At 50.6% G+C, this 23,757-nt stretch carries 12 protein-coding genes; 6 read left to right on the forward strand and 6 right to left on the reverse strand.

The features are described from left to right. The first annotated feature begins 19 nt into the window (after positions 1 to 19). From srfAB to ACWJJX_RS15490, 4 genes are all read left to right on the forward strand, one after another. Positions 20 to 10,783, forward strand: a complete 10,764-nt coding sequence (gene srfAB, locus ACWJJX_RS15475) for a surfactin non-ribosomal peptide synthetase SrfAB (protein ID WP_454023103.1) — start codon at positions 20 to 22, stop codon at positions 10,781 to 10,783. A gap of 34 nt (positions 10,784 to 10,817) precedes the next feature. Continuing rightward, a complete protein-coding gene (gene srfAC, locus ACWJJX_RS15480) occupies positions 10,818 to 14,654 on the forward strand; it encodes a surfactin non-ribosomal peptide synthetase SrfAC (protein WP_454023104.1) in 3,837 nt (1,278 codons plus the stop codon). A gap of 19 nt (positions 14,655 to 14,673) precedes the next feature. Then, positions 14,674 to 15,405, forward strand: coding sequence for a surfactin biosynthesis thioesterase SrfAD (gene srfAD, locus ACWJJX_RS15485; protein WP_014304324.1), 732 nt, complete (start codon positions 14,674 to 14,676; stop codon positions 15,403 to 15,405). 121 nt (positions 15,406 to 15,526) lie between these two features. Continuing rightward, positions 15,527 to 16,837, forward strand: coding sequence for an aminotransferase class I/II-fold pyridoxal phosphate-dependent enzyme (locus ACWJJX_RS15490; RefSeq protein ID WP_069448541.1), 1,311 nt, complete (start codon positions 15,527 to 15,529; stop codon positions 16,835 to 16,837). A gap of 36 nt (positions 16,838 to 16,873) precedes the next feature. Here the strand turns inward: ACWJJX_RS15490 and ACWJJX_RS15495 are convergent, their stop codons facing one another. From ACWJJX_RS15495 to ACWJJX_RS15520, 6 genes are all read right to left on the reverse strand, one after another. Beyond that, positions 16,874 to 17,548 (reverse strand): 4'-phosphopantetheinyl transferase family protein, encoded by a 675-nt coding sequence (locus tag ACWJJX_RS15495; RefSeq protein ID WP_024084876.1) that lies wholly within the window; start codon positions 17,546 to 17,548, stop codon positions 16,874 to 16,876. Positions 17,549 to 17,646: 98 nt separating this feature from the next. Next, positions 17,647 to 18,258 (reverse strand): YczE/YyaS/YitT family protein, encoded by a 612-nt coding sequence (locus tag ACWJJX_RS15500; RefSeq protein ID WP_440100094.1) that lies wholly within the window; start codon positions 18,256 to 18,258, stop codon positions 17,647 to 17,649. Between the two features lie 116 nt (positions 18,259 to 18,374). Further along, positions 18,375 to 19,118: a cystine ABC transporter ATP-binding protein TcyC gene (tcyC, locus tag ACWJJX_RS15505; protein WP_003156376.1), complete on the reverse strand. Its 744-nt coding sequence runs from the start codon at positions 19,116 to 19,118 to the stop codon at positions 18,375 to 18,377. 12 nt (positions 19,119 to 19,130) lie between these two features. Next, on the reverse strand, positions 19,131 to 19,835 hold the full coding sequence (locus tag ACWJJX_RS15510; RefSeq protein WP_003156375.1) for an amino acid ABC transporter permease: 705 nt from the start codon (positions 19,833 to 19,835) through the stop codon (positions 19,131 to 19,133). Further along, positions 19,822 to 20,619 (reverse strand): cystine ABC transporter substrate-binding lipoprotein TcyA, encoded by a 798-nt coding sequence (gene tcyA / locus ACWJJX_RS15515; RefSeq protein WP_003156373.1) that lies wholly within the window; start codon positions 20,617 to 20,619, stop codon positions 19,822 to 19,824. The genes ACWJJX_RS15510 and tcyA overlap by 14 nt, the downstream gene beginning before the upstream one ends. 128 nt (positions 20,620 to 20,747) lie before the next feature. After that, positions 20,748 to 21,620: a LysR family transcriptional regulator gene (locus ACWJJX_RS15520; protein ID WP_003156371.1), complete on the reverse strand. Its 873-nt coding sequence runs from the start codon at positions 21,618 to 21,620 to the stop codon at positions 20,748 to 20,750. 93 nt (positions 21,621 to 21,713) lie between these two features. Between ACWJJX_RS15520 and ACWJJX_RS15525 the strand changes: the two genes are divergently transcribed. Together ACWJJX_RS15525 and bsdC are read left to right on the forward strand one after the other, a co-directional pair. Then, positions 21,714 to 22,328: a non-oxidative hydroxyarylic acid decarboxylases subunit B gene (locus tag ACWJJX_RS15525; RefSeq protein WP_088005476.1), complete on the forward strand. Its 615-nt coding sequence runs from the start codon at positions 21,714 to 21,716 to the stop codon at positions 22,326 to 22,328. Positions 22,329 to 22,330: 2 nt separating this feature from the next. Further along, positions 22,331 to 23,752 (forward strand): phenolic acid decarboxylase BsdC, encoded by a 1,422-nt coding sequence (gene bsdC / locus ACWJJX_RS15530; protein ID WP_003156369.1) that lies wholly within the window; start codon positions 22,331 to 22,333, stop codon positions 23,750 to 23,752. Positions 23,753 to 23,757: the final 5 nt, after the last annotated feature.

Raw genomic sequence — 23,757 nt, forward strand, 5'->3', positions numbered from 1 at the left:
GAAAAGACAGAGGTGACATATGAGCAAAAAATCGATTCAAAAGGTGTATGCACTCACACCGATGCAGGAGGGAATGCTGTATCATGCGCTGCTTGATCCGCATTCTTCCTCCTACTTCACACAATTAGAGCTTAGGATTCACGGAAGCTTTCAGCTTGAGCTTTTTGAAAAAAGCGTCAATGAGCTGATCCGGACATATGACATCCTGCGTACGGTATTCGTGCACCAGCAGCTTCAAAAACCGCGCCAAGTCGTATTAGCAGAGCGGAAGACGAAGGTGCACTATGAAGATATCAGTCAATTAGATGAAGCGCGCCAAACCGAATATATTGAACGCTATAAACGCGATGTGCAGCAGCAGGGCTTTCATCTGGCGAAGGATATTCTCTTTAAAGCGGCGGTGTTCAGGCTCAGTGAGAAGGAGCTGTATCTCGTCTGGAGCAATCATCATATTGTCATGGACGGCTGGAGTATGGGCGTTTTGATGAAAAGCCTGTTTCAAAACTATGAAGCGCTTCGTGCCGGCCGGCCCGCCGGGGGAAACCAGGGCAAACCTTACTCTGACTATATCAAATGGCTCGGAGGCCGGGATTATGAGGAGGCGGAACAATATTGGAGCAGCCGCCTGGCGGATTTCGAACAGCCGAGCCTGCTCCCGGGCCGTCTGGCATCAGAAAAGAAAGACTACTACCAAAATGAAGAATATTCTTTTGTCTGGGATGAAGAGCTGGTCGCGCAGATTCAGCAGACCGCCAACCGGCATCAAGTCACGGGGCCTAACCTGTTTCAGGCCGTTTGGGGTGCGGTGCTCAGCAAATACAACTATACAGACGATGTGGTGTTCGGCACCGTCGTATCAGGCCGTCCTTCAGAAATCAACGGCATTGAAACGATGGCGGGGCTGTTCATCAATACGATTCCCGTCAGAATCAAGATTGACAAAGATGCAGCCTTTTCTGACGTGATGGCGGCAGTTCAGAAAAACGCCGTGGAAGCCGAGCGCTATGATTATGTGCCGCTCTATGACATTCAAAAGCGCTCCGCTCTGGACGGCAGCCTCTTGAATCATTTGGTCGCGTTTGAAAACTATCCGCTGGACAAAGAGCTGGAAAACGGGGGCATGGAGGAAAGACTCGGCTTTTCCATTAAAGTTGAACATGCTTTTGAGCAGACGAGCTTTGATTTCAATCTCATCGTGTATCCGGGGAAAACGTGGACTGTCAAAATCAAATACAACGGAGCGGCTTTCGCTCATGATGCCATCGAACGAACGGCGCACCATCTGACCCGCATGATGAAAGCGGCGGTCGGAACGCCTGACGCGCCCGTGCGGGAACTCGGCCTTGTTTCAGGCGAAGAAGAGCGGCAGATTGTTGAGATATTCAATGATACGAAAACGGCGCTTCCGGAAGAGGAGGCCGTTCACCGCTTGTTTGAAGCACAGGCAAACCGGACGCCTGCAAGCATCGCGATAAAAGAAGAGGGACGCGAATGGACCTACCGTGAAGTGAACGAAGCGGCCAACCGCCTGGCGAGACACCTTGTGAAGAGCGGGCTGGAAAAAGGCCGGACCGCCGCTATTATGAACGACCGGTCTGCGGAAACCGTTATCGGCATGCTTGCCGTCCTAAAAGCAGGCGGCGCCTATGTGCCGATTGATCCGGCTTTTCCTGAGGATCGTCTCCGCTTTATGGCGGAAGACAGCTCGATTCGGCTTGTGCTGACAGTTCAGGACTATCAAGAACAAGCGGGCACATTGCAAGTCCCGATTGTCATGCTGGATGAAAGCGAGGATGAAACGGTAAGCGGAACAGACTTGAATCTTCCGGCCGGCGGCAACGACTTGGCGTATATCATGTATACATCCGGGTCGACCGGAAAACCGAAAGGCGTCATGATTGAACACAGAAATATCATCAGGCTCGTCAAACATTCGAATTACGTGCCGGTTCATGAAGAAGACCGGATGGCGCAAACGGGAGCCGTCAGCTTTGATGCCGGAACCTTCGAAGTCTTCGGCGCATTGCTGAACGGAGCGGCATTGCACCCGGTGAAAAAAGAGACGCTGCTTGACGCCGGACGATTCGCCCAATTTCTGAAAGAGCAGCGGATCACGACCATGTGGCTGACGTCTCCGCTGTTTAATCAGCTTGCCCAAAAGGATGCGGGCATGTTTAACACGCTCCGGCACCTTATCATCGGCGGTGATGCGCTTGTGCCGCATATCGTCAGCAAAGTGAGGAAGGCATCACCGGAGCTGTCGCTTTGGAACGGCTACGGGCCGACGGAGAATACGACGTTTTCGACGAGTTTTCTCATTGATCAGGACTACGACGGCTCGATCCCGATCGGGAAGCCGATCGGAAATTCCACTGCGTACATTATGGACGAAAACCGCAACCTCCAGCCGATCGGCGCGCCCGGTGAGCTGTGCGTCGGCGGAAGCGGAGTGGCAAGAGGCTATGTGAATCTGCCTGAATTAACGGAGAAGCAGTTTGTCCGCGATCCGTTCAGACCGGATGAAATGATATACCGGACGGGGGACTTGGCGAAGTGGCTTCCGGACGGCACGATCGAGTTTCTCGGCAGAATTGACAATCAAGTAAAGGTCCGCGGTTTCAGAATCGAGCTCGGCGAAATCGAGGCGAAAATCAGCCAGGCGGAGAATGTGACGGAATCTGCGGCTGTGATCCGGAAAAATAAAGCGGATGAAAATGAAATCTGCGCTTACTTTACCGCAGACCGGGACCTTTCACCGGAAGACCTGCGCAAAACGCTTTCGGAATCACTTCCGGAATACATGATTCCCGCGCACTTCATCCAGATGAATCAGTTTCCGCTGACGGCGAACGGAAAGATTGATAAAAAAGCGCTGCCTGAGCCTCAGGCTGAAGCCGTTCAAAAAGAATACGAAGCGCCGAAAACGGAAGCGGAGCAGAAACTCGCGGACATTTGGGAAGGCATTCTCGGTGTAAAAGCGGGTGTGACTGACAATTTCTTCACGATTGGCGGACATTCTTTAAAAGCTATGATGATGACCGCTAAAATCCAGGAGCACTTTCAAAAAGAAGTGCCGATTAAAGTGTTATTTGAAAAGCCGACCATTCAGGAGCTTGCGCATTATTTGGAGCATGAGAGCGAGGAGGAACAGCAGTTTGAACCGATCCGACAAGCGCCTTATCAGAAGCATTATCCTGTTTCCTCAGCACAGCGCAGGATGTATATCCTTAATCAGCTCGGACAGGCCAGCACGAGCTACAACGTCCCTGCTGTACTTCTGCTGGAAGGATCAGTAGACAAAAACCGTCTTGAAGAGGCCATGCAGGCATTAATCAACCGTCATGAGACACTGCGTACGTCGTTTGACATGGCAGATGGAGAAGTCGTGCAGACCATTCATAAAAATGTGTCGTTTGAGCTTGAAACCGCCGAGGGCCGGGAAGAAGATGCAGAAGAGCTGACAAAAGCCTTTATCAGGCCGTTTGCGCTCAATCATGCGCCGCTGGTCCGTTCGAAGCTGATCCGGCTTGAAGAAGATCGGCATCTTCTGCTGATTGACATGCACCACATTATTACGGACGGAAGCTCAATGGGCATTTTCATCGGTGATCTTGCGAAGCTTTATCAAGGCACGGAGCTTGAGCTGCCAAAGATTCATTATAAGGATTTTTCAGTCTGGCAGCGTGAAAAAGCAAATCTCGATCAGCACGAAGCCTACTGGCTTGATACGTTCAAAGGCGATCTGCCGGTGCTGGATCTGCCGCTTGATTTCCCGCGTCCTGCCGAGCGCAGTTTTGAAGGGGAACGCGTCATCTTCGGGCTTGATAAACAGGTGACGGCGCAGATTAAGAAGCTGCTGGCTGATACGGATACGACGATGTACATGTTCTTGTTAGCCGCTTTTCAAGTGCTGCTGTCCAAATATTCGGGGCAGGAAGACATCATAGTCGGGTCTCCGGCGGCCGGAAGACAGCATCCTGATCTCCAAGACGTGCCGGGCATGTTTGTCAACACCGTGGCGCTTCGGTCGCATCCTGCCGGCAAAAAAACGTTCAAGCAATTTCTGGATGAAGTGAAAACGGCGAGCCTTCAAGCTTTTGAGCATCAAAGCTATCCGCTTGAAGAATTAATTGAAAAACTGCCGTTAACGAGGGACACAAGCCGGAGTCCGCTGTTCAGCGTGTTATTTAATATGCAGAACATGGAGATCCCGGCCCTGCGGCTCGGAGATTTGGAGATTTCTTCTTACTCCATGCATCATCATGTCGCTAAATTTGATCTTTCCTTAGAAGCGGCTGAGCGCGGAGAAGAGGTCGGATTGAGCTTTGATTACGCGAAAGCCTTATTTGCGGACGAAACCATCCGCCGCTGGAGCGCTCATTTTGTCAATCTGATTAAAGCCTGCGCCGAAAATCCGGATATTCAGCTGGCCGACGCAAGCCTGCTGTCCGCTCCTGAGCGGGAAGCGCTCCTTTCTGATGAAAAACGGACGGAAGCGGATCTGCCTGAGGGCACTTTTGTTTCGCTGTTTGAACGGCAAGCGCAAAAAACGCCTGATCTCACGGCGGTTGCGGGCGGAACAAGTCTGACATATCGTGAGCTTGATGAACGCTCGAACCGGTTTGCCCGCCACCTTCAGGCTTGCGGAACGGGCAGTGAGGACATCGTGGCCATTATGATGGATCGTTCGGCCGACTTGATTACCGCGATTCTCGGCGTCATGAAAGCCGGAGCGGCATTTCTCCCGATTGATCCGGAGACTCCTGAAGAGAGAATCCGCTACTCTCTCGAAGACAGCGGAACGAAGCTTCTGGTCGTCAATGAGAGAAACATGACCGCGGCCGCCGTTTATAAAGGAAAAACGGTCGTAATGGAAGACGGAGAATGGCAGAACGAAAGCGCCGACCGGCTTGAAACGGAGCCCGGCGCCGACCAGCTTGCCTATATCATTTATACCTCGGGAACAACGGGCAAACCGAAAGGCGTCCAGCTGGAGCACCGCAATCTAATCAATTATGTTACATGGTTCAGCCGTGAAGCCGGTTTGACCGAAGCTGACAAATCCGTGCTGCTGTCTTCTTACGCATTTGATCTCGGCTATACGGCCATATTCCCGATTCTTCAGGCGGGCGGCGAGCTGCACATTGTGCCGAAAGAGACGTACACCGCACCTGATCAGCTTGGTGAGTATATACAGAAAAACGGCATTACGTATATGAAACTGACGCCGTCATTGTTCCATATGATCGTCAACACAGCCCGTTTTACGTCAGAACGCCGTTTCAGCCCGCTTCGTTTAGTGGTGCTCGGCGGAGAAAAGATCATCACGTCCGATGTCCGCAAGTTTCATGACGTATACGCCCATACCGACTTCATCAATCACTACGGGCCGACGGAAACGACGATCGGCGCCATTGCGGAACGGATCAATATGGAGCGTCTTGATCAATATGAGCAGCATCCCGTCATTGGCCGCCCGATCGCAAATACCGGCGCGCTTGTATTGGACGGAGCAATGCAGCTCGTTCCTCCGGGCGCAAGCGGCGAGCTTTATATTACCGGGAAGGGGCTTGCCAGAGGATATCTTCACCGTCCGCAGCTGACGGCGGAGAAATTTCTCTCAAATCCTTTTTCACCGGACAGCCTGATGTACAAAACGGGAGATGTCGTCCGCAGGCTTTCTGACGGGACGATTGAATTTATCGGCCGTGCGGATGATCAAGTGAAAATCCGGGGCTACCGCATTGAATTAAAAGAGGTTGAAACTGTGCTGTTAAGCGTAAACGGCATTCAGGAGGCGGTCGTTCTCGCAGTCAGCGAAGGCGGGCTGCCGGAACTGTGCGCGTACTATAAAGCCGACAGCGGGCTGAAAGGCTCTGAGCTTCGCAAACGGCTTTCCGAAACACTGCCGTCTCATATGCTTCCGGCTTACTTCGTGCAGGTAGACCGCATTCCGCTCACAGCCAACGGAAAAACCGATAAAAACGCCCTCCCGAAACCGGGCGTCAGCCAAACGGCGCAAACAGCTTCAGCCTTGCCGGAAACGGAATTGGAGGAAAAGCTGTGCCGCATTTGGAAACAGACACTCGGTACGGATACGCTCGGCATCGACGATAATTTCTTCGATTACGGCGGGCACTCTTTAAAAGGCATGATGCTCCTCGCCAATATTCAGGCTGAACTGGACAAAACGGTTCCGTTAAAAGCGCTGTTCGAACAGCCGACTGTCCGCCTGCTTGCCGCATATATCGAAAAATCGGCGGTATCTGAGGGATATCGGATGATCACACCGGCAGACAGTGCAGACGCGTACCCGTTATCATCCGCCCAAAAACGGATGTACGTCCTGAACCAGCTTGACCGGGAGACAATCAGCTATAATATGCCGTCCGTTCTTCTGATGGAAGGAGAAGTCAATATTTCAAGGCTTCAGGAAGCGCTCAATCAGATGATCAATCGCCACGAATCTTTGCGGACGTCCTTTATCGATCAAAAAGGCCAGCCGATGCAGAAGATCGCAGAACAGGCTGACATTGACCTGCACATTTTTGAAGCAGCGGACGAGGAGAAAGCGGATCTTATCATTCAGGCATTCATTAAGCCGTTTGATCTGAGCGCGGCTCCGCTCATTCGGGCCGCTCTTGTCAGACTGAATGAAAAGAAACACCTGCTGCTGCTGGATATGCATCATATTATTGCCGACGGCGTGTCCAGAAGCATGCTGGTCAAAGAGCTCGCTCACCTTTACAAAGGCGGAAGTCTGCCGTCGCCGAACCTGCACTATAAAGACTTCGCCGTCTGGCAGAATGAACCCGGGCAGGCCGAACGGATGAAAGACCATGAGCGTTATTGGCTCTCCGCATTTTCCGGCGAGCTTCCTGAATTGAATCTGCCGACCGATTTTCCCCGTCCGCCGGTTCAAAGTTTTAAAGGACAATCCGTCCGTTTCAGAGCGGGGCGTGAAACGGAAAAAGCGGTGCGTGAATTAATGGAATCATCGGGAGCGACTCTTCATATGGTGCTTCACGCCGCGTTCCATGTCTTTTTGAGCAAAATCACGGGACAGCGCGATATCATTATCGGTTCGGTGACTGCCGGAAGAACGAGCGCCGAAGTTCAGGAAATGCCGGGGATGTTTGTCAATACGCTTGCGCTTCGCAATGAAACGCGAAAAGAGCAGACCTTCGCCGGGCTGCTCGAACGGGTGAAACAAACCAATCTCGACGCGCTGGCGCATCAGGATTATCCGTTTGAGGATCTGATCGGAAAGCTTGACCTGCCGAGAGATATGAGCCGCAACCCGTTGTTCCAGGTGATGGTGACGACAGAAGATCCGGATAAAGAAACACTGGAACTGGAGAACCTGCGCATCACTCCGTATGAGTCAAACCAAGGCACGGCGAAATTCGATCTGACACTCGGCGGTTTTACGGATCAAGAAGGTCTCGGCCTTCAGTTTGAATATGCGACTGATCTGTTTAAAAAAGAAACCATTGAAAAGTGGAGCGCCGGGTTCCTGCGGATTCTGAAGCAAGCGGCGGAAAGCACGGACAGAAAGCTGCCTGAGATTTCACTGATCAGCGATGCTGAAAAACAAGCCCTCCTTGACGCATGGAAAGGAAAAACAATTTCTGTGCCGCGGGACAAAACGGTTCACCGTCTCTTTGAAGAAACGGCCGCCCGCCACGCGAACCGGCCGGCCGCGGCATATAACGGCGCGAAATGGACGTACGGTGAGCTGAACGCAAGGGCGAACCGGATCGCGCGCATTCTCATGGACTGCGGCGTCACGGCTGACGAACGTGTCGGCATTTTAACGAAACCGTCCTTGGAAATGGCCGCGGGCGTACTCGGCGTCTTAAAAGCGGGCGCGGCATTTGTGCCGATTGACCCCGACTACCCACAAGAGCGCATCAGCTACATTCTGCAGGACAGCGGCGCCAAGCTGCTTCTCACACAGGAAGCGCTCGACGTGCCGGATGGCTACAAAGGTGAAACGATTCTGCTTGACGGCGGACGCTCCATTCTGAGCCTGCCGCTTGATGAAAACGATGAAGCGAACCCGCAGACGGAAACAACGGCGGATCATCTCGCTTATATGATTTACACGTCAGGAACGACCGGACAGCCGAAGGGTGTCATGGTCGAACACCATGCGCTGGTGAACCTGTGCTTCTGGCACCACGACGCATTCGCCATGACGGCGGATGATAAAAGCGCCAAATACGCGGGCTTCGGTTTTGACGCCTCCATCTGGGAGATGTTCCCGACATGGACCATCGGCGCGGAGCTTCACGTCATTGACGAGGCGATCCGGCTGGATATCACCCGCTTAAATCACTATTTCGAGGAGAACGGCGTGACCATCACCTTCCTGCCGACGCAGCTGGCCGAACAATTTATGGAGCTGGAAAATACCTCTCTCCGCATGCTTCTCGTCGGCGGCGACAAGCTGAAGCGGGCGGTGAAACAGCCGTACACGATCGTCAACAATTACGGCCCGACGGAAAACACCGTCGTCGCGACAAGCGGCGTCATCAATCCTGAGGAAGGATCGCTTTCGATCGGACGGGCGATTGCCAATACGAGAGCTTATATTCTCGGCGACGGCGATCAGGTGCAGCCGGAAGGCATTGCCGGTGAATTGTGCGTGGCCGGCCGCGGTCTGGCACGCGGATACCTGAACCGTGAAGAAGAAACGGCGAAGCGGTTTACCGCAGATCCGTTCGTGCCCGGCGAGCGCATGTACCGGACCGGCGACCTCGTCAAATGGAACGCGCAGAGCGGCATCGAATACATCGGCCGTATCGACCAGCAGGTCAAAGTGCGGGGCTACCGGATCGAGCTTTCAGAAATCGAAGTCCGTCTCGCCCAGCTTGCGGACGTTCATGACGCAGCGGTGACGGCTGTGGAAGACAAAGCGGGCAATACCGCGCTTTGCGCCTATGTCGCGCCTCAGCAGAACGATATTGAAGCGCTCAAAGCCGCGCTGAAAGACACGCTGCCTGACTACATGGTGCCGGCGTTCTGGGTGGAGATGGACGAGCTTCCGGTCACCGCAAACGGAAAGATTGACAAAAAAGCCCTGCCGGAACCGGACATTGAAGCGGGAAGCGCCGCGTATAAAGCGCCGGAAACGGAAATGGAGACGCTGCTTTCCGACATTTGGCAGGAAGTGCTCGGTCTTGATCAGATCGGCGTAAGCGATAATTTCTTCACGCTCGGCGGCGACTCGATCAAAGGCATCCAAATGGCGAGCCGCCTGAACCAGCACGGCTACAAGCTGGAGATGAAAGATCTCTTCCAGCATCCGACCATCGAAGAGCTCGTCTCTTACGTGGAGCGGACGGAAGGCAAGCAGGCCGACCAGGGACCTGTCGAAGGCGAAGCGGACTTAACGCCGATCCAGCGCTGGTTCTTTGAGAAAAACTTCACGGACAAACACCACTGGAACCAATCCGTCATGCTTCACGCGAAAGACGGCTTTGATCCGGACCTGGTGGAAAAAACCCTGCAAGCATTGATTGAACACCATGATGCGCTCCGCATGGTTTACCGTGAAGCAAGGGAAGGCATCATTCAGACATACCTCCCTGTCACAGAATGCAAGGCAAGCTTTGAAATCGTTGATCTGTACGGAACGGACGAGGATATGCTGAAAAGCCAGATTCAGCGGCTTGCCGATCATCTTCAGGGAAGTTTTGATCTGGAGAACGGCCCGCTGTTAAAAGCGGAGCAATACCGGACAGAACAAGGCGATCATCTGTTAATCGCGGTTCACCATCTCGTCGTGGACGGGGTTTCATGGAGAATTCTGCTTGAGGATTTCGCTTCAGGTTATAAACAGGCGCAGCAGCAAAACAGCATCGTCCTCCCGCAAAAAACCCACTCCTTTAAAGATTGGGCGGAGGCGCTGAACACGTTTGCGCAATCAGAAGAGCTGAAAAAGCAGGCGGCTTATTGGGCGCAGGCAGATGCGGAAGAACTCCGGCCGCTGCCGAAAGACCATGAGCCGACAAAACGGCTCGTCAAACATACGGCCGCCGTGAAATGTGAATTGACTGAGGAAGAAACGGCACAGCTGCTGACAGATGTTCATCATCCGTACGGAACGGAAATCAACGACATTCTGCTCAGCGCGCTCGGCTTAACGATCGGTGAATGGACGGAAAACGGAAAAGTCGGCATCAACTTAGAAGGACACGGCCGGGAAGAAATCATACCGAATGTCAATATTTCACGGACGGTCGGCTGGTTTACGGCCCAATATCCGTTGATTCTGCAGATCAGCAAGGAAGACGGCGTCTCTTCCGTCATTAAAACGGTAAAAGAGACAGTGCGGCGCGTTCCTGATAAAGGTGTAGGATACGGGATTCTCCGGTATCTGTCATCCGATGAAACAGAAAAAGGCGTCACGCCTGAAATCAGTTTTAACTACTTGGGGCAGTTTGACAATGAAGTGAAAACGGAATGGTTTGAGCCGTCTCCATATGATATGGGACGTCAAGTCAGCGAAGAGTCAGAGGCGTTATACGCACTGAGCTTCAGCGGGATGGTTACAGGCGGCCGCTTCGTCATTTCCTGCTCATACAATCAGGAAGAATATGAAAGAAGCACCGTCGAAACACAGATGCAGCGGTTTAAAGACAATCTTTTAATGATCATCCGCCATTGCACGGCCAAAGAGGAGAAAGAATTTACGCCGAGCGATTTCAGCGCGCAGGATCTTGAGATGGATGAAATGGGAGACATCTTTGACATGCTTGAGGAGAATTTAACGTGACAAAAACAGTTAACAGAAGGGGGGAGCGGAGCAGATGAGCCAGTTCAAAAAAGATCAAGTTCAGGACATGTATTATTTGTCGCCGATGCAGGAGGGAATGCTGTTTCATACTCTCCTGAATCCCGGCCAAAGCTTTTACATCGAACAAATGACAATGAAAGTAAAAGGCAGCTTGAATATTAAATGCCTTGAAGAAAGCATGAATGTGATCATGGACCGGTACGATGTATTTCGTACCGTGTTCATTCACGAAAAAGTAAAAAGGCCGGTCCAAGTCGTATTGAAAAAACGGCAGTTTCAGATAGAAGAAATCGATCTGACACACTTAACGGGCAGCGAGCAAGCATCCAAAATTAATGAATACAAAGAACAGGATAAGATCAAGGGGTTTGATTTGACGCGGGATATTCCGATGCGGGCAGCCATATTCAAAAAATCGGAAGAAAGCTTTGAATGGGTGTGGAGCTACCACCACATCATTTTGGACGGCTGGTGCTTCGGCATCGTCGTGCAGGATCTGTTTAAGGTATACAATGCCCTGCGCGAACAAAAGCCGTACAGCCTGCCGCCGGTCAAACCGTATAAAGACTATATCAAGTGGCTTGAAAAGCAGGATAAACAAGCATCACTGCATTACTGGCGCGGGTACTTAGAAGATTTTGAAGGACAAACGACATTTGCGGAGCAAAGAAAGAAACAAAAGGACGGCTATGAGCCGAAAGTGCTGCTCTTCTCACTGCCGGAGGCGGAAACAAAAGCATTTACCGAGCTTGCAAAATCGCAGCATACCACTTTGAGTACGGCGCTGCAGGCGGTTTGGAGTGTATTAATCAGCCGCTACCAGCAGTCCGGCGATTTGATCTTCGGCACAGTCGTTTCCGGGCGTCCCGCAGAAATCAAAGGCGTTGAACATATGGTCGGGCTGTTTATCAATGCTGTCCCGAGGCGGGTGAAGCTGTCTGAGGATACCACATTTAACGGCTTGCTCAAGCAGCTGCAGGAGCAATCGCTGCAGTCTGAGCCTCATCAATATGTGCCGCTCTATGACATCCAAAGCCAGGCCGATCAGCCAAAGCTGATTGACCACATCATTGTGTTTGAAAATTATCCGCTTCAGGATGCAAAAAATGAAGAAAACAGTGAAAATGGCTTTGATATGGAGGACGTCCATGTTTTTGAGAAATCGAATTATGATCTCAACCTGATGGCTTCTCCAGGTGATGAGATGCTGATTAAGCTTGCCTATAACGGGAATGTGTTTGATGAGGCGTTTATCCTGCGCTTAAAATCTCAGCTTCTTACAGCGATTCAGCAGCTCATCCAGAAGCCGGATCAGCCTGTCAATACGATCAGACTTGTTGATGAAAAGGAAAGAGAGCTTCTGCTTACCGGCTTAAACCCGCCGGCTCAGACTCATCAGGCGAAGCCTCTGACGGATTGGTTCAAGGAAGCGGTGAATGTAAATCCTGATGCACCGGCGCTTACGTATTCCGGCCAGACTCTTTCCTATCGCGAATTAGATGAGGAAGCGAACCGTCTTGCGCGCCGTTTGCAAAAGCAAGGTGCGGGTAAAGACACCGTTGTCGCGTTGTACACGAAGCGCTCGCTTGAACTGGTGATCGGCATTCTCGGCGTATTAAAAGCAGGAGCGGCTTATCTGCCGGTTGATCCGAAGCTGCCGGAGGACCGAATCTCGTACATGCTGACTGACAGTGCGGCAGCCTGTCTGCTGACACATCAGGAAATGAAAGAAAAAGCGGCTCAGCTGCCGTATACAGGAACAACACTCATCATCGATGATCAAGCACGGTTTGAGGAACAGGCAAGCGATCCTGCAGCCGCAATTGATCCCGATGATCCGGCGTATATTATGTATACGTCCGGCACAACCGGAAAGCCGAAGGGCAATATCACCACTCATGCCAATATACAAGGATTGGTCAAGCATGTAGATTACATGGCATTTTCTGAACAAGATACGTTCTTATCTGTTTCGAATTACGCCTTTGACGCATTTACTTTTGATTTCTACGCATCAATACTGAATGCGGCACGGCTCATTATCGCAGATGAACATACACTGCTTGATACAGAACGGCTCACTGATCTGATCCGGCAGGAGAATGTCAATGTCATGTTTGCGACAACCGCACTTTTTAATCTTCTCACCGATGCGGGAGAGGAGTGGCTGAAGGGGCTCCGCTGTGTGTTATTCGGGGGTGAGCGCGCGTCTGTGCCTCACGTCAGAAAGGCGCTTGAGATCATGGGGCCTGGCAAGCTGATTAATTGCTACGGGCCGACTGAGGGAACGGTGTTTGCGACAGCTCACATCGTGCATGATATACCGGATTCCATTTCCTCATTGCCGATCGGAAAGCCGATCAGCAATGCAAGTATTTATATTCTTAACAGGCAAAACCAGCTTCAGCCGTTCGGAGCTGTCGGTGAACTGTGCATCAGCGGAATGGGAGTATCAAAAGGGTATCTGAACCGTCACGACCTGACGAAGCAAACGTTTATCCCAAATCCGTTCAAGCCGGGAGAAACGCTTTACCGAACAGGGGATTTAGCACGATGGCTGCCGGATGGAACGATTGAATACGCCGGGCGTATTGACGACCAGGTCAAAATACGCGGACACCGGATTGAACTTGAAGAAATCGAAAAGCAGCTGCAGGAATACCCGGGTGTGAAAGATGCGGTCGTTGTTGCAGACCGCCATGAGTCCGGAGATGCATCAATCAACGCCTATCTCGTGAACCGGACGCCGCTTTCAGCTGAAGACGTAAAGAGGCACTTGAAAAAACAGCTTCCTGCTTACATGGTGCCGCAAACCTTTACTTTCTTAGAAGAGCTTCCTTTAACGACAAACGGGAAGGTCAATAAACGGCAGCTGCCGAAACCGGATCAGGCTCAGGCGGCGAAAGAATGGATCGGGCCTCGAAACGCGACGGAAGAAACGATTGCACACATCTGGTCCGAGATTCTCGGCAGACAGCAGATCGGGATTCATGATGATTTCTTCGCGCTCGGAGGCCATTCCTTAAAAGCGATGACGGCAGCGTCGCGCATTAAAAAAGAGCTCGGTACGGACATCCCGGTGCAGCTGTTATTCGAAGCGACGACAATCGCAGACATTGCCGGTTATCTGCTTCACGGTGAAGAAAAAGGAATGAAAGATCTCACCATCATGAATAAAAATCAGTCTGACACACTGTTTGCGTTCCCGCCGGTTCTCGGTTACGGGCTGATGTACCAGCCGCTGGCAAAACAGCTGTCCGGCTATAGAATCTGTGCGTTTGATTTTATCGAGGAAGACAACCGCATCGAACGCTACACAGAGCTGATCAATCAGCTCCAGCCGGAAGGACCGGTCAAGCTGTTCGGATACTCGGCAGGCTGCACGCTCGCCTTTGAAACGGCCAAACGGCTTGAAGCCGAAGGACGTAAAGTGGAGCGGCTGATCATGGTTGATTCCTATAAAAAACAAGGCGTCAGCGACTTGGAAGGCCGCACCGTAGAAAGCGATGTCCAGGCGCTGATGAAGGTAAACCGGGATAACGAAGCGCTGAATGACGAAGCCGTCAAAGAAGGTCTCGCCAAAAAAACAAACGCGTTTTATTCTTATTTCGTGCATACCGTCAGCACCGGCACGGTCAATGCGGATATAGATCTATTAACGTCAGAACCGGACTTTGCGATGCCGCCGTGGCTCGCTTCGTGGGAGGAAGCCACGACAGGTGAATACCGTGTGAAAAAAGGCTGCGGCAGTCACGCAGAAATGCTTCAGGGAGAATGTCTCGAAAGGAATGCGGCATATTTGCTCGAATTCCTAAGGAAGGAACATCCGAAGCTGACAGCTTCACGATAGAAAAGGAGGAAGCCCGCCAATGGTCCAGCTCTTTAAATCGTTCGATACCACGGAAAAAACGCAGCTTATCTGTTTTCCGTTCGCAGGAGGCTATTCCGCATCATTCCGCCCGCTCCACACCTATCTTCAAGGTGAGTGTGAGATGCTTGCCGCGGAACCGCCGGGACACGGAACAAATCAAATGTCCGCCGTTGAGGATTTTGAACAGCTTGTCAGTTTATACAAGCAGGAGTTGAATCTCCATCCTGACCGCCCGTTTGTCCTGTTCGGCCACAGTATGGGAGGCATGGTCGCTTTCAGGCTGGCGCAAAAGCTGGAGCGGGAGGGGATTTACCCGCAGGCCGTGATCATCTCAGCCATTCAGCCGCCGCATGTTGAAAGGAAAAAAGTGTCTCATCTTGATGATGAAAAATTTCTCGCCCATATTATCGAGCTGGGCGGAATGCCGCAGGAGTTAGTGGAGAATAAGGAGGTCATGTCATTTTTCCTGCCTTCTTTCAGATCCGACTACCGCGCGCTTGAAAGCTTCCGTCCGTCTGATTCTCACATGATTCAATCACCCGTCCATATTTTTAACGGGCGGAAAGATAAAAAATGTATCAAAGATGCGGACGGATGGAAAAAATGGGCCGACAATCCCGTATTTCATGAGTTTTCGGACGGCCACATGTTCATATTAAGTGAAACTGAAAAAGTGGCGGAACGAATATATGAGATTATTAACAGGAGCACTGCAGGCCAATTGTTATAGGATATGACAGACAGCATTCGCTGTCTGTTTTTTGTAACAAAATCTGCCCGTGAGTTTTCTCATTTATCAAAAATTTTATGTTATGATTTGATGGAATATAATTTTGAAGGGATTGTCGTACATGAATGATGCAGCAAAAGAGCTGAACAGAACATTATCTGAAGAAAACCCGCACGTGCTTCATATGCTTTCTGATTTGGGCAGAGAGTTGTTTTATCCGAAAGGGGTGCTGACACAATCGGCGGAAGCGAAAGCCAAGGCCGGAAAGTATAATGCCACGATCGGGATTGCCACCTCACAAGGCGAGTCCATGCACTTTTCCCATATTCAAGAGACACTGTCCGCCTATAACCCCGATGATATCTACGATTATGCTCCGCCGCAGGGAAAAGAGCCGCTCAGACAGGAATGGCTGAAAAAAATGCGTCTCGAAAATCCTTCATTAGCCGGCAAAGACATCAGCACGCCGATCGTGACAAACGCTTTAACACACGGGCTGAGCATTGCCGCCGACTTGTTCGTCAATGAAGGGGATGCGCTGCTTCTGCCGGATAAATATTGGGGAAATTACAATTTCATTTTCGGTGTCCGGCGCAAGGCATCCATTGAGACGTACCCGCTTTTTCAGCAGGATGGGCGTTTTAATGCGGCGGGGCTGTCCGAGCTGCTGAAAAAGCAGGAAGAAAAGGCGATTGTCGTGCTGAATTTCCCGAATAATCCGACAGGCTATACGCCGGGGGAAGAGGAAGCGTCAGAAATCGTCAGCGTGATCCTGGAGGCAGCGGAGGCCGGCAAAGAGATTGTCGTGCTCGTAGACGATGCGTATTACAATCTGTTTTACGATGAAACGGCCATTCAGGAATCCATCTTCAGCAAACTCGCCCAAGTGCACGACCGGGTGCTTTGCGTGAAAATAGACGGCGCGACGAAGGAAAATTACGCGTGGGGCTTCCGCGTCGGTTTTATTACGTACAGCACAAAAAGCGAAAAAGCGCTGCGCGTGCTCGAGGAAAAAACAAAAGGGATTATCAGGGGAACGATTTCAAGCGCCCCGCATCCGTCCCAAACGTTTATGCTGCGGGCGATGCAGTCACCGGAATACGAGAAAGAAAAATCGCTGAAATATAATATCATGAAAAAACGGGCTGACAAAGTGAAAGCCGTTCTTGCAGAAAACAAGCACTATGAAGACGTATGGACGCCTTATCCGTTTAACTCGGGTTATTTCATGTGTGTCCGGCTGAAAGACATAAACGCCGGCGAATTAAGAGTGTCGTTGCTTGAAAAGAGAGGAATCGGGACGATATCCATTAATGGAACCGATTTGCGAATCGCATTTTCATGTGTTGAAGAAGAACACATCGCGGATCTGTTCGAAGAAATTTATCAAGAAGCAAAGCAGCTGCAGAAACAGGCGGAAATATCAGGCTGACAAAAAAAGGAGGGGGATACCCTCCTTTTTCTATGCTTACAGCAGCTCTTCATACGTTTTCATCTCAATCCCGTCACAAAAATCGGGATGCGCCGCACAAACGGCCAGCTTATATTCCTCGTCCGCATCATATGTGCGGATGAAACAAGGTTCATGTCCGTCCGGGAGCTCAATGGACACATGGCCGTCGTCTTTGAGGCGGACGCTGAATGAATCAAGCGGAAGGGAAAGCCCTTTTCCGGCCTGCTTGATAAAGCTTTCTTTCATCGACCACAGGTGGTAAAAATAATCGGTCTGCTGATCGGGGTGTTTCGCTTGCAGATCACTGTATTCCGTCGGCGAAAAAAAACGTTTGGCGATATCAATCGTGCCGGGCTTCATTTTTTCAATATCTATGCCGATCGGTTTTGAATCAACGGCACACACGATCCAGCGCCCGGAGTGGGAAATGTTAAAGTGCATGTCCGGAAGCGCGGGGATGTACGGCTTTCCGTATTCCTGGACGCTGAATGAAATCCCGGCCGGATCAAGTCCGTAAGCCTTCGCCGCAGCGGTGCGGATCAGCATGTCGCCGATCAAGGTGCGGTGAGCATCCTCCTTATGGTAAAAGCGCCGGCATTTTTCCCGCTTTTCGGCGGACACGGCCGCCATCATCCGATCCTCTTCCCCAGCAGAAAGCGGGCGGTCCATATAAACTCCGTAAATCTTCATGTCCAGATCCTCCGTCTGAAAATATTGTCAAAACCATCCTACCATATCAGACGAAAGCTGTCCGAAAATAAAAAAACAAAACCGTTTCGGCTTTGTTTTTAATGAACGGACGTTGCCCGCCCGGAGATCGCGTATGTTAACAGTTTAGAGGACTGCGGCAAAGAAAAACGCAGAATCAGCCCCGTCAAAACAGCCGTAATAATGGTTCCGGCGCCGATCGGTCCGCCCATCACCCAGGCTGCGGCAAGAATCGTCAGCTCAATGCCGTTCCGCACCCATTGCACGTTCCAGCCCGTTTTTTCAGATATCAGCATCATCAGAGAGTCCCGGGGGCCCGCGCCGAGCCCTGCTGATACGTAAATACCGACGCCGCAGCCGATCAGCAGCAATCCGATAGAAAAAAACACGGCCGCTAAGGAAAAAGCGTGCGCCTCAGGAAGCAGAAACGAGAAGAAATCAATAAACATTCCCATCAGCACCATGTTTAAGATAGCGCCGATTTTCGGGAGCGTCCTCGTGAACAGGCAGGTTAAAGCCACGATGACCGCGCCGACCAAGATGGACCATTGGCCGACAGATAGCCCGAAATGCTGAAAAAGCCCATAATGAAAGGCATCCCAAGGGCTGATGCCGAGAGCTTTTCCTTTAATGGTTAACGATACCCCGAAAGACAAAATCAACAGACCGGCAAAATAAAACGTCCAGCGCATCAAGAATTCCCGCTTCAAAGAGGTCCCTTCTTTCATAACATTCATTAATTGTCATTGTAGCATAACCGCCCAAAAAAAGAAGAAGCGAAATCAGTGTTTCGCTTCTTCTCCGGCTACTACAAAGGATTCAGTATACGATTTAAAAACCGCTGCGTGCGTTCTTCTTTCGGCGCGGAAAAAATCTGGGCCGGCGGTCCTTGTTCCACAATGACGCCGCCGTCAATGAAGATGACTTCATCGGCCACTTCCTGCGCGAATTTGATTTCATGGGTGACGACGACCATCGTCCAGCCTTCGTTCGCCAGATCCTTAATCACTTTGAGCACCTCGCCGACCAGCTCCGGATCAAGTGCTGACGTCGGTTCGTCAAACAGCATCAGCTCGGGCTGAATCGCAAGCGCGCGGGCGATGCCGACACGCTGCTGCTGACCGCCGGAAAGCTGGAACGGATATAAATCCATTTTGTCTTTCAGTCCGACTTTTTCCAGAAGCTCTATCGCTTCTTTTCTGACTTGCTCCTTGTCGCGCTTTTGCACTTGAACGGGTCCTTCCATGACGTTTTCAAGCGCCGTGCGGTGAGGAAACAGATGATACGCCTGAAAGACCATGCCTGATTTGCGGCGGAGGCGGAGAATATCAGCCTGCTTCACTTTTTTGGAGAAATCTATTGAAAAATCGGAGAATGCCAGCTCGCCGCGATTGGGGATCTCAAGCGCGTTCAGACAGCGCAGAAGCGTCGTTTTTCCTGAACCGGACGGTCCCAGAATGGCGATGACTTTCCCTTTTTCTATCTCCATATCTATCTTTTTTAAAATTTCATTCTGTCCGAATGATTTATTTAATCCTTTGACGGAAAGCATATCGAAACCTCCTTATTTGGCCACATAACGGTCGAGACGCCGTTCGATCACATGCTGTACGATTGACAGCAAGAAGCAGATGATCCAATAAATAAAGGCGGCTTCAATATAGATGACCAAGATTTGATCAAGGTTTTGCGCGCCGATTTCCTGCGCTTTTCTGAACAGCTCCGCGACGAGAATCTGTGACGCGAGAGATGTATCCTTGATCAGGCTGATAAATGTATTTGATAATGGCGGAATGGACACGCGAAACGCCTGCGGCAGGATCACGCGGAACAATGTCTTGCGATAGGTCATGCCGATCGTATAACCGGCTTCCCATTGCCCTTTCGGCACGGATGAAATAGATGCCCGGATGATTTCAGAAGCATAGGCGCCCACGTTTAATGAAAACGCGATGACTGCGCTTGGGAAAGGGTCCAGCGTAATATTAAATGTCGGGAACAGATAAAAAATGATGAACAATTGAACGAGAAGAGGAGTGCCGCGCACCGCTGATACGTATACGCTGAACACCCATCTCAATGGTTTCATATTTGACATTCTGGCGAGCGCCGTAATCAGCGCGATGATCATTCCGAAAATAAAGGAAAGAATGGTAAGGGGAATCGAGTAATAGATTCCCCCGGAAAGAATCGGCCAGAATGACTGCTGCACCAAATCCCACGGAATGGCTGTTGCAATCACGGGTTCCGGCATGTTACTTAGAAACATCTTCGCCGAACCATTTTTTCGCTATTTTAGAAAGAGTCCCGTCCTCTTTCATTTCTTTTAACGCTTTGTTGACGTGAGTCACAAGTTCGCCGCTTCCTTTTCGGAATGCGAAATATGTCTGCTGCGGCTGGCCTGCTTCAAACGCGATTTTCACGTTTTTATTGCCGGACGTTTTTAAGTAGTTCAGTACGGCAAGCTTATCGTTGTAAGTCAGATCAGCGCGGCCCTGCTGAATGAGCTGAAGGGATTGCGCCATGCCTTCAACGCCTTCAATTTTCGCGCCGGCTTCTTTCGCTAATTTATTGTAATTGCTTGTTAATGACTGGGCCGCTGTTTTTCCTTTGACATCAGCCTCTTTCGCAATCGTGCTGTCTTTTTTCGTCACGACGACTGCATTTGACGTTGTGTATTTATCAGAAAAATCATATTGGTTCTCACGGCCTGTTTTGCCGACTTGGTTGGCGACGACGTCAAACCGTTTCGCGTTTAAACCGGCAAACATGCTGTCCCATTGTGTTTCTTTAAAGTCAGCTTTCAGACCGAGGCGTTTCGCGACTTCTTGAATCACTTCAACATCATATCCGGTCAGTTTGTCTGTCTTTTTATCATGGAAGGTAAACGGTTCGTACGTTCCTTCTGTACCGACGGTCAGTACGCCTTTTTTCTTGACAGAAGCCCAAAGATCGCCGTCTTTTGACTTAGATCCGCTGTCCTGTGAGTTTCCGCAGGCTGCAAGCATTGCGATGCTGACCATCATGAACAAAGCGAATAATGCTTTTTTCATCTTCTTTATTCCCCACTTTTCTGAGTAGTTTTATTGAGAAAAAATAGCTCCCAATTGTAAAGGATAACTTTTTTTTAGTATGAGTCAAGTAATTGGTTTTCATAAGCGGGAATTCATCGTGTTCCGGATCAAAATAATTCCAAAAACTGTCTGACAGGCTTCGGCAGGTAGCTGTCTTTTCTCCAGATGACGGCCGGTGTCATGACAAACGGGTTGTCTTCGATGATAACCGTTTTGACATGCGAGCGCATATGGACGGGAATCATCGTCAAAGGCAGAATTGTGGCGCCGAATCCTGATGATACAAGGCTCAAGAGCGTCGCGGAGTCATGGCATTCACAAACAACCTGGAGGTCGAGACCGTACTGTTCACAAACTTGGAGGACTTGGTCATACACACCTCTTCCATTGACGGTGCGCAAAAGGATCAGAGGCAAAGAGGCGATGTCATTCAGTTTAATCGTTTCTCCGCACAGTCGTTTTGAATGCTCGGACAGCACCAATACACACGGAATGTCTTCAAGCTCCTTCGATTCAATGCCGTCGTTTTTAATCAAGGTGGTGGTGACGGCGGCGTCAATCTGCCGGGTTTCCAGAAGCTCGAGCAGTGAGACGGGTTCATCTTCCCAAATGTTAAAGGTGAGATGCGGAAACCGCTCTTTCATCTGTGACACTTTCTCAAGCATGAGCGCTGCGCAGTAAATGGTTGACCCGACGGCAAGTGTCCCGGCCACCTCCTCCTTCAGCTCTTGTACCTCGATTATAGCGTCCTCAAACTTATGAAGAATCTCTTTCGCTCTTTTCAAAAAGACGTTTCCTTCATATGTGAGGGTCATTTGTTTCTTTTTATTGCGGTCAAACAGAATGACGCCCAATTCTTCTTCGAGCTGTTTCAACTGTCGGCTCAAAGGCGGCTGTGCCATATGGAGCTTTTTGGCGGCCGTCGTGATTTTCTGCTCTTGGGCAATGGTGATGAAATAACGCAATTGCCGAATATCCATGAGAACGCTCGCTCCTTTCTTTTATACCTTTAAGGTATGATACATAGATTTAACGAATATTTTTCATATGGATATATCAGGAGTATGATGGATTTGACACCACATTTCAAGCGTAAAGGAGGGGTCAATATGAAGCTCGTCATCGGAATGACCGGGGCAACGGGAGCCATATTCGGGATCAGGCTTTTAGAATATTTAAAAGCCGCGGAGATCGAAACCCATCTTGTCGTGTCTCCTTGGGCAAATGTCACCATTACACATGAAACCGATTATACGTTAAAAGATGTCGAGAAACTCGCATCCTATACGTATTCTCACAAAGACCAGGCAGCGGCGATTTCAAGCGGTTCGTTTGAAACGGACGGGATGATCATCGCTCCGTGCAGCATGAAATCACTGGCAAGCATCCGCACCGGAATGGCTGACAATCTGCTGACAAGGGCGGCTGACGTCATCCTGAAGGAGCGGAAAAAACTTGTGCTGCTGACAAGAGAAACGCCGCTCAGCCAAATCCATTTAGAAAATATGCTAGCGCTTACAAAAATGGGTTCCGTCATTCTTCCGCCGATGCCGGCATTCTATAACAAGCCGGCTGACATGGATGAATTGATAGACCATATTGTGTTCCGGACGCTCGATCAGTTCGGCATCCGTCTGCCGGAAGCGAAACGGTGGTACGGAATTGAAAAACAAAAAGGAGGAATCTGATAATGGCCTATCAGGATTTTAGGGAATTTCTCGCCGCTCTTGAAAAAGAAGGGCAGCTCTTAACCGTCAACGAAGAGGTAAAACCGGAGCCGGACCTGGGCGCCGCCGCGCGTGCAGCCAGCAATCTCGGGGATAAAACCCCTGCGCTTTTGTTTAACAATATTTACGGACATCACGATGCGCAGGTGGCTCTGAATGTCATCGGCTCGTGGCCGAATCACGCGATGATGCTCGGCATGCCGAAAGATACGCCTGTTAAAGAACAATTCTTTGAGTTTGCCAAACGGTACGATGCATTTCCGGTGCCGGTCAAACGGGAAGAAACCGCGCCGTTTCATGAAAATGAAATAACGGAAGATATCAATCTATTTGACATCCTTCCGCTATTCAGAATCAACCAGGGGGACGGCGGCTACTATTTGGATAAAGCGTGCGTCATTTCCCGCGATCTTGAAGATCCGGACAATTTCGGCAAGCAGAATGTCGGTATTTACAGAATGCAGGTAAAGGGAAAAGACCGCCTTGGCATTCAGCCCGTGCCTCAGCATGATATTGCGATTCATCTTCGCCAAGCTGAAGAACGTGGCGTGAATCTTCCTGTTACGATCGCGCTCGGCTGTGAGCCGGTGATTACGACGGCTGCATCAACTCCGCTGTTATACGATCAATCCGAGTATGAAATGGCCGGCGCGATTCAAGGGGAGCCCTACAGAATCGTTAAATCTAAATTGTCTGATTTAGACATCCCTTGGGGTGCTGAAGTCGTTCTGGAAGGAGAGATCCTTGCGGGAGAACGGGAATACGAAGGACCTTTCGGTGAGTTCACGGGCCATTATTCAGGCGGCCGCAGCATGCCGGTGATCAAAATCAAACGGGTATATCATAGAAACAATCCGATTTTTGAACATTTATACTTAGGCATGCCGTGGACGGAGTGCGATTATATGATCGGCATTAATACGTGCGTGCCGCTTTACCAGCAGCTGAAGGAAGCCTATCCGAACGAAATCGTCGCCGTGAATGCGATGTATACACACGGGCTGATCGCCATTATTTCCACGAAAACGCGCTACGGCGGATTTGCCAAGGCCGTCGGCATGCGCGCCCTGACGACGCCGCACGGACTCGGCTACTGCAAAATGGTCATTGTCGTGGATGAGGATGTCGATCCGTTTAACCTGCCGCAAGTCATGTGGGCGCTCTCAACGAAAATGCATCCGAAACACGATGCAGTCATCATTCCTGATCTGTCCGTCCTTCCGCTTGACCCGGGGTCTGATCCGGCAGGGATGACACACAAAATGATTCTTGACGCCACGACGCCTGTCGCGCCGGAAACAAGAGGCCATTATTCGCAGCCGCTTGATTCCCCGCTGACAACGAAAGAGTGGGAACAAAAACTGATGGACTTAATGAATCAATAAGAAAG

It is taken from the genome of Bacillus sp. YH3-2-B2, assembly GCF_053663335.1.

What these genes read in the sequence shown, in the direction of transcription:
- srfAB (WP_454023103.1), top strand. Translation starts at nt 20, where the DNA reads ATGAGCAAAAAATCGATTCAAAAGGTGTATGCACTCACACCGATGCAG.
- srfAC (WP_454023104.1), top strand. Translation starts at nt 10,818, where the DNA reads ATGAGCCAGTTCAAAAAAGATCAAGTTCAGGACATGTATTATTTGTCG.
- srfAD (WP_014304324.1), top strand. Translation starts at nt 14,674, where the DNA reads ATGGTCCAGCTCTTTAAATCGTTCGATACCACGGAAAAAACGCAGCTT.
- ACWJJX_RS15490 (WP_069448541.1), top strand. Translation starts at nt 15,527, where the DNA reads ATGAATGATGCAGCAAAAGAGCTGAACAGAACATTATCTGAAGAAAAC.
- ACWJJX_RS15495 (WP_024084876.1), bottom strand. Translation starts at nt 17,548, where the DNA reads ATGAAGATTTACGGAGTTTATATGGACCGCCCGCTTTCTGCTGGGGAA.
- ACWJJX_RS15500 (WP_440100094.1), bottom strand. Translation starts at nt 18,258, where the DNA reads ATGCGCTGGACGTTTTATTTTGCCGGTCTGTTGATTTTGTCTTTCGGG.
- tcyC (WP_003156376.1), bottom strand. Translation starts at nt 19,118, where the DNA reads ATGCTTTCCGTCAAAGGATTAAATAAATCATTCGGACAGAATGAAATT.
- ACWJJX_RS15510 (WP_003156375.1), bottom strand. Translation starts at nt 19,835, where the DNA reads ATGTTTCTAAGTAACATGCCGGAACCCGTGATTGCAACAGCCATTCCG.
- tcyA (WP_003156373.1), bottom strand. Translation starts at nt 20,619, where the DNA reads ATGAAAAAAGCATTATTCGCTTTGTTCATGATGGTCAGCATCGCAATG.
- ACWJJX_RS15520 (WP_003156371.1), bottom strand. Translation starts at nt 21,620, where the DNA reads ATGGATATTCGGCAATTGCGTTATTTCATCACCATTGCCCAAGAGCAG.
- bsdC (WP_003156369.1), top strand. Translation starts at nt 22,331, where the DNA reads ATGGCCTATCAGGATTTTAGGGAATTTCTCGCCGCTCTTGAAAAAGAA.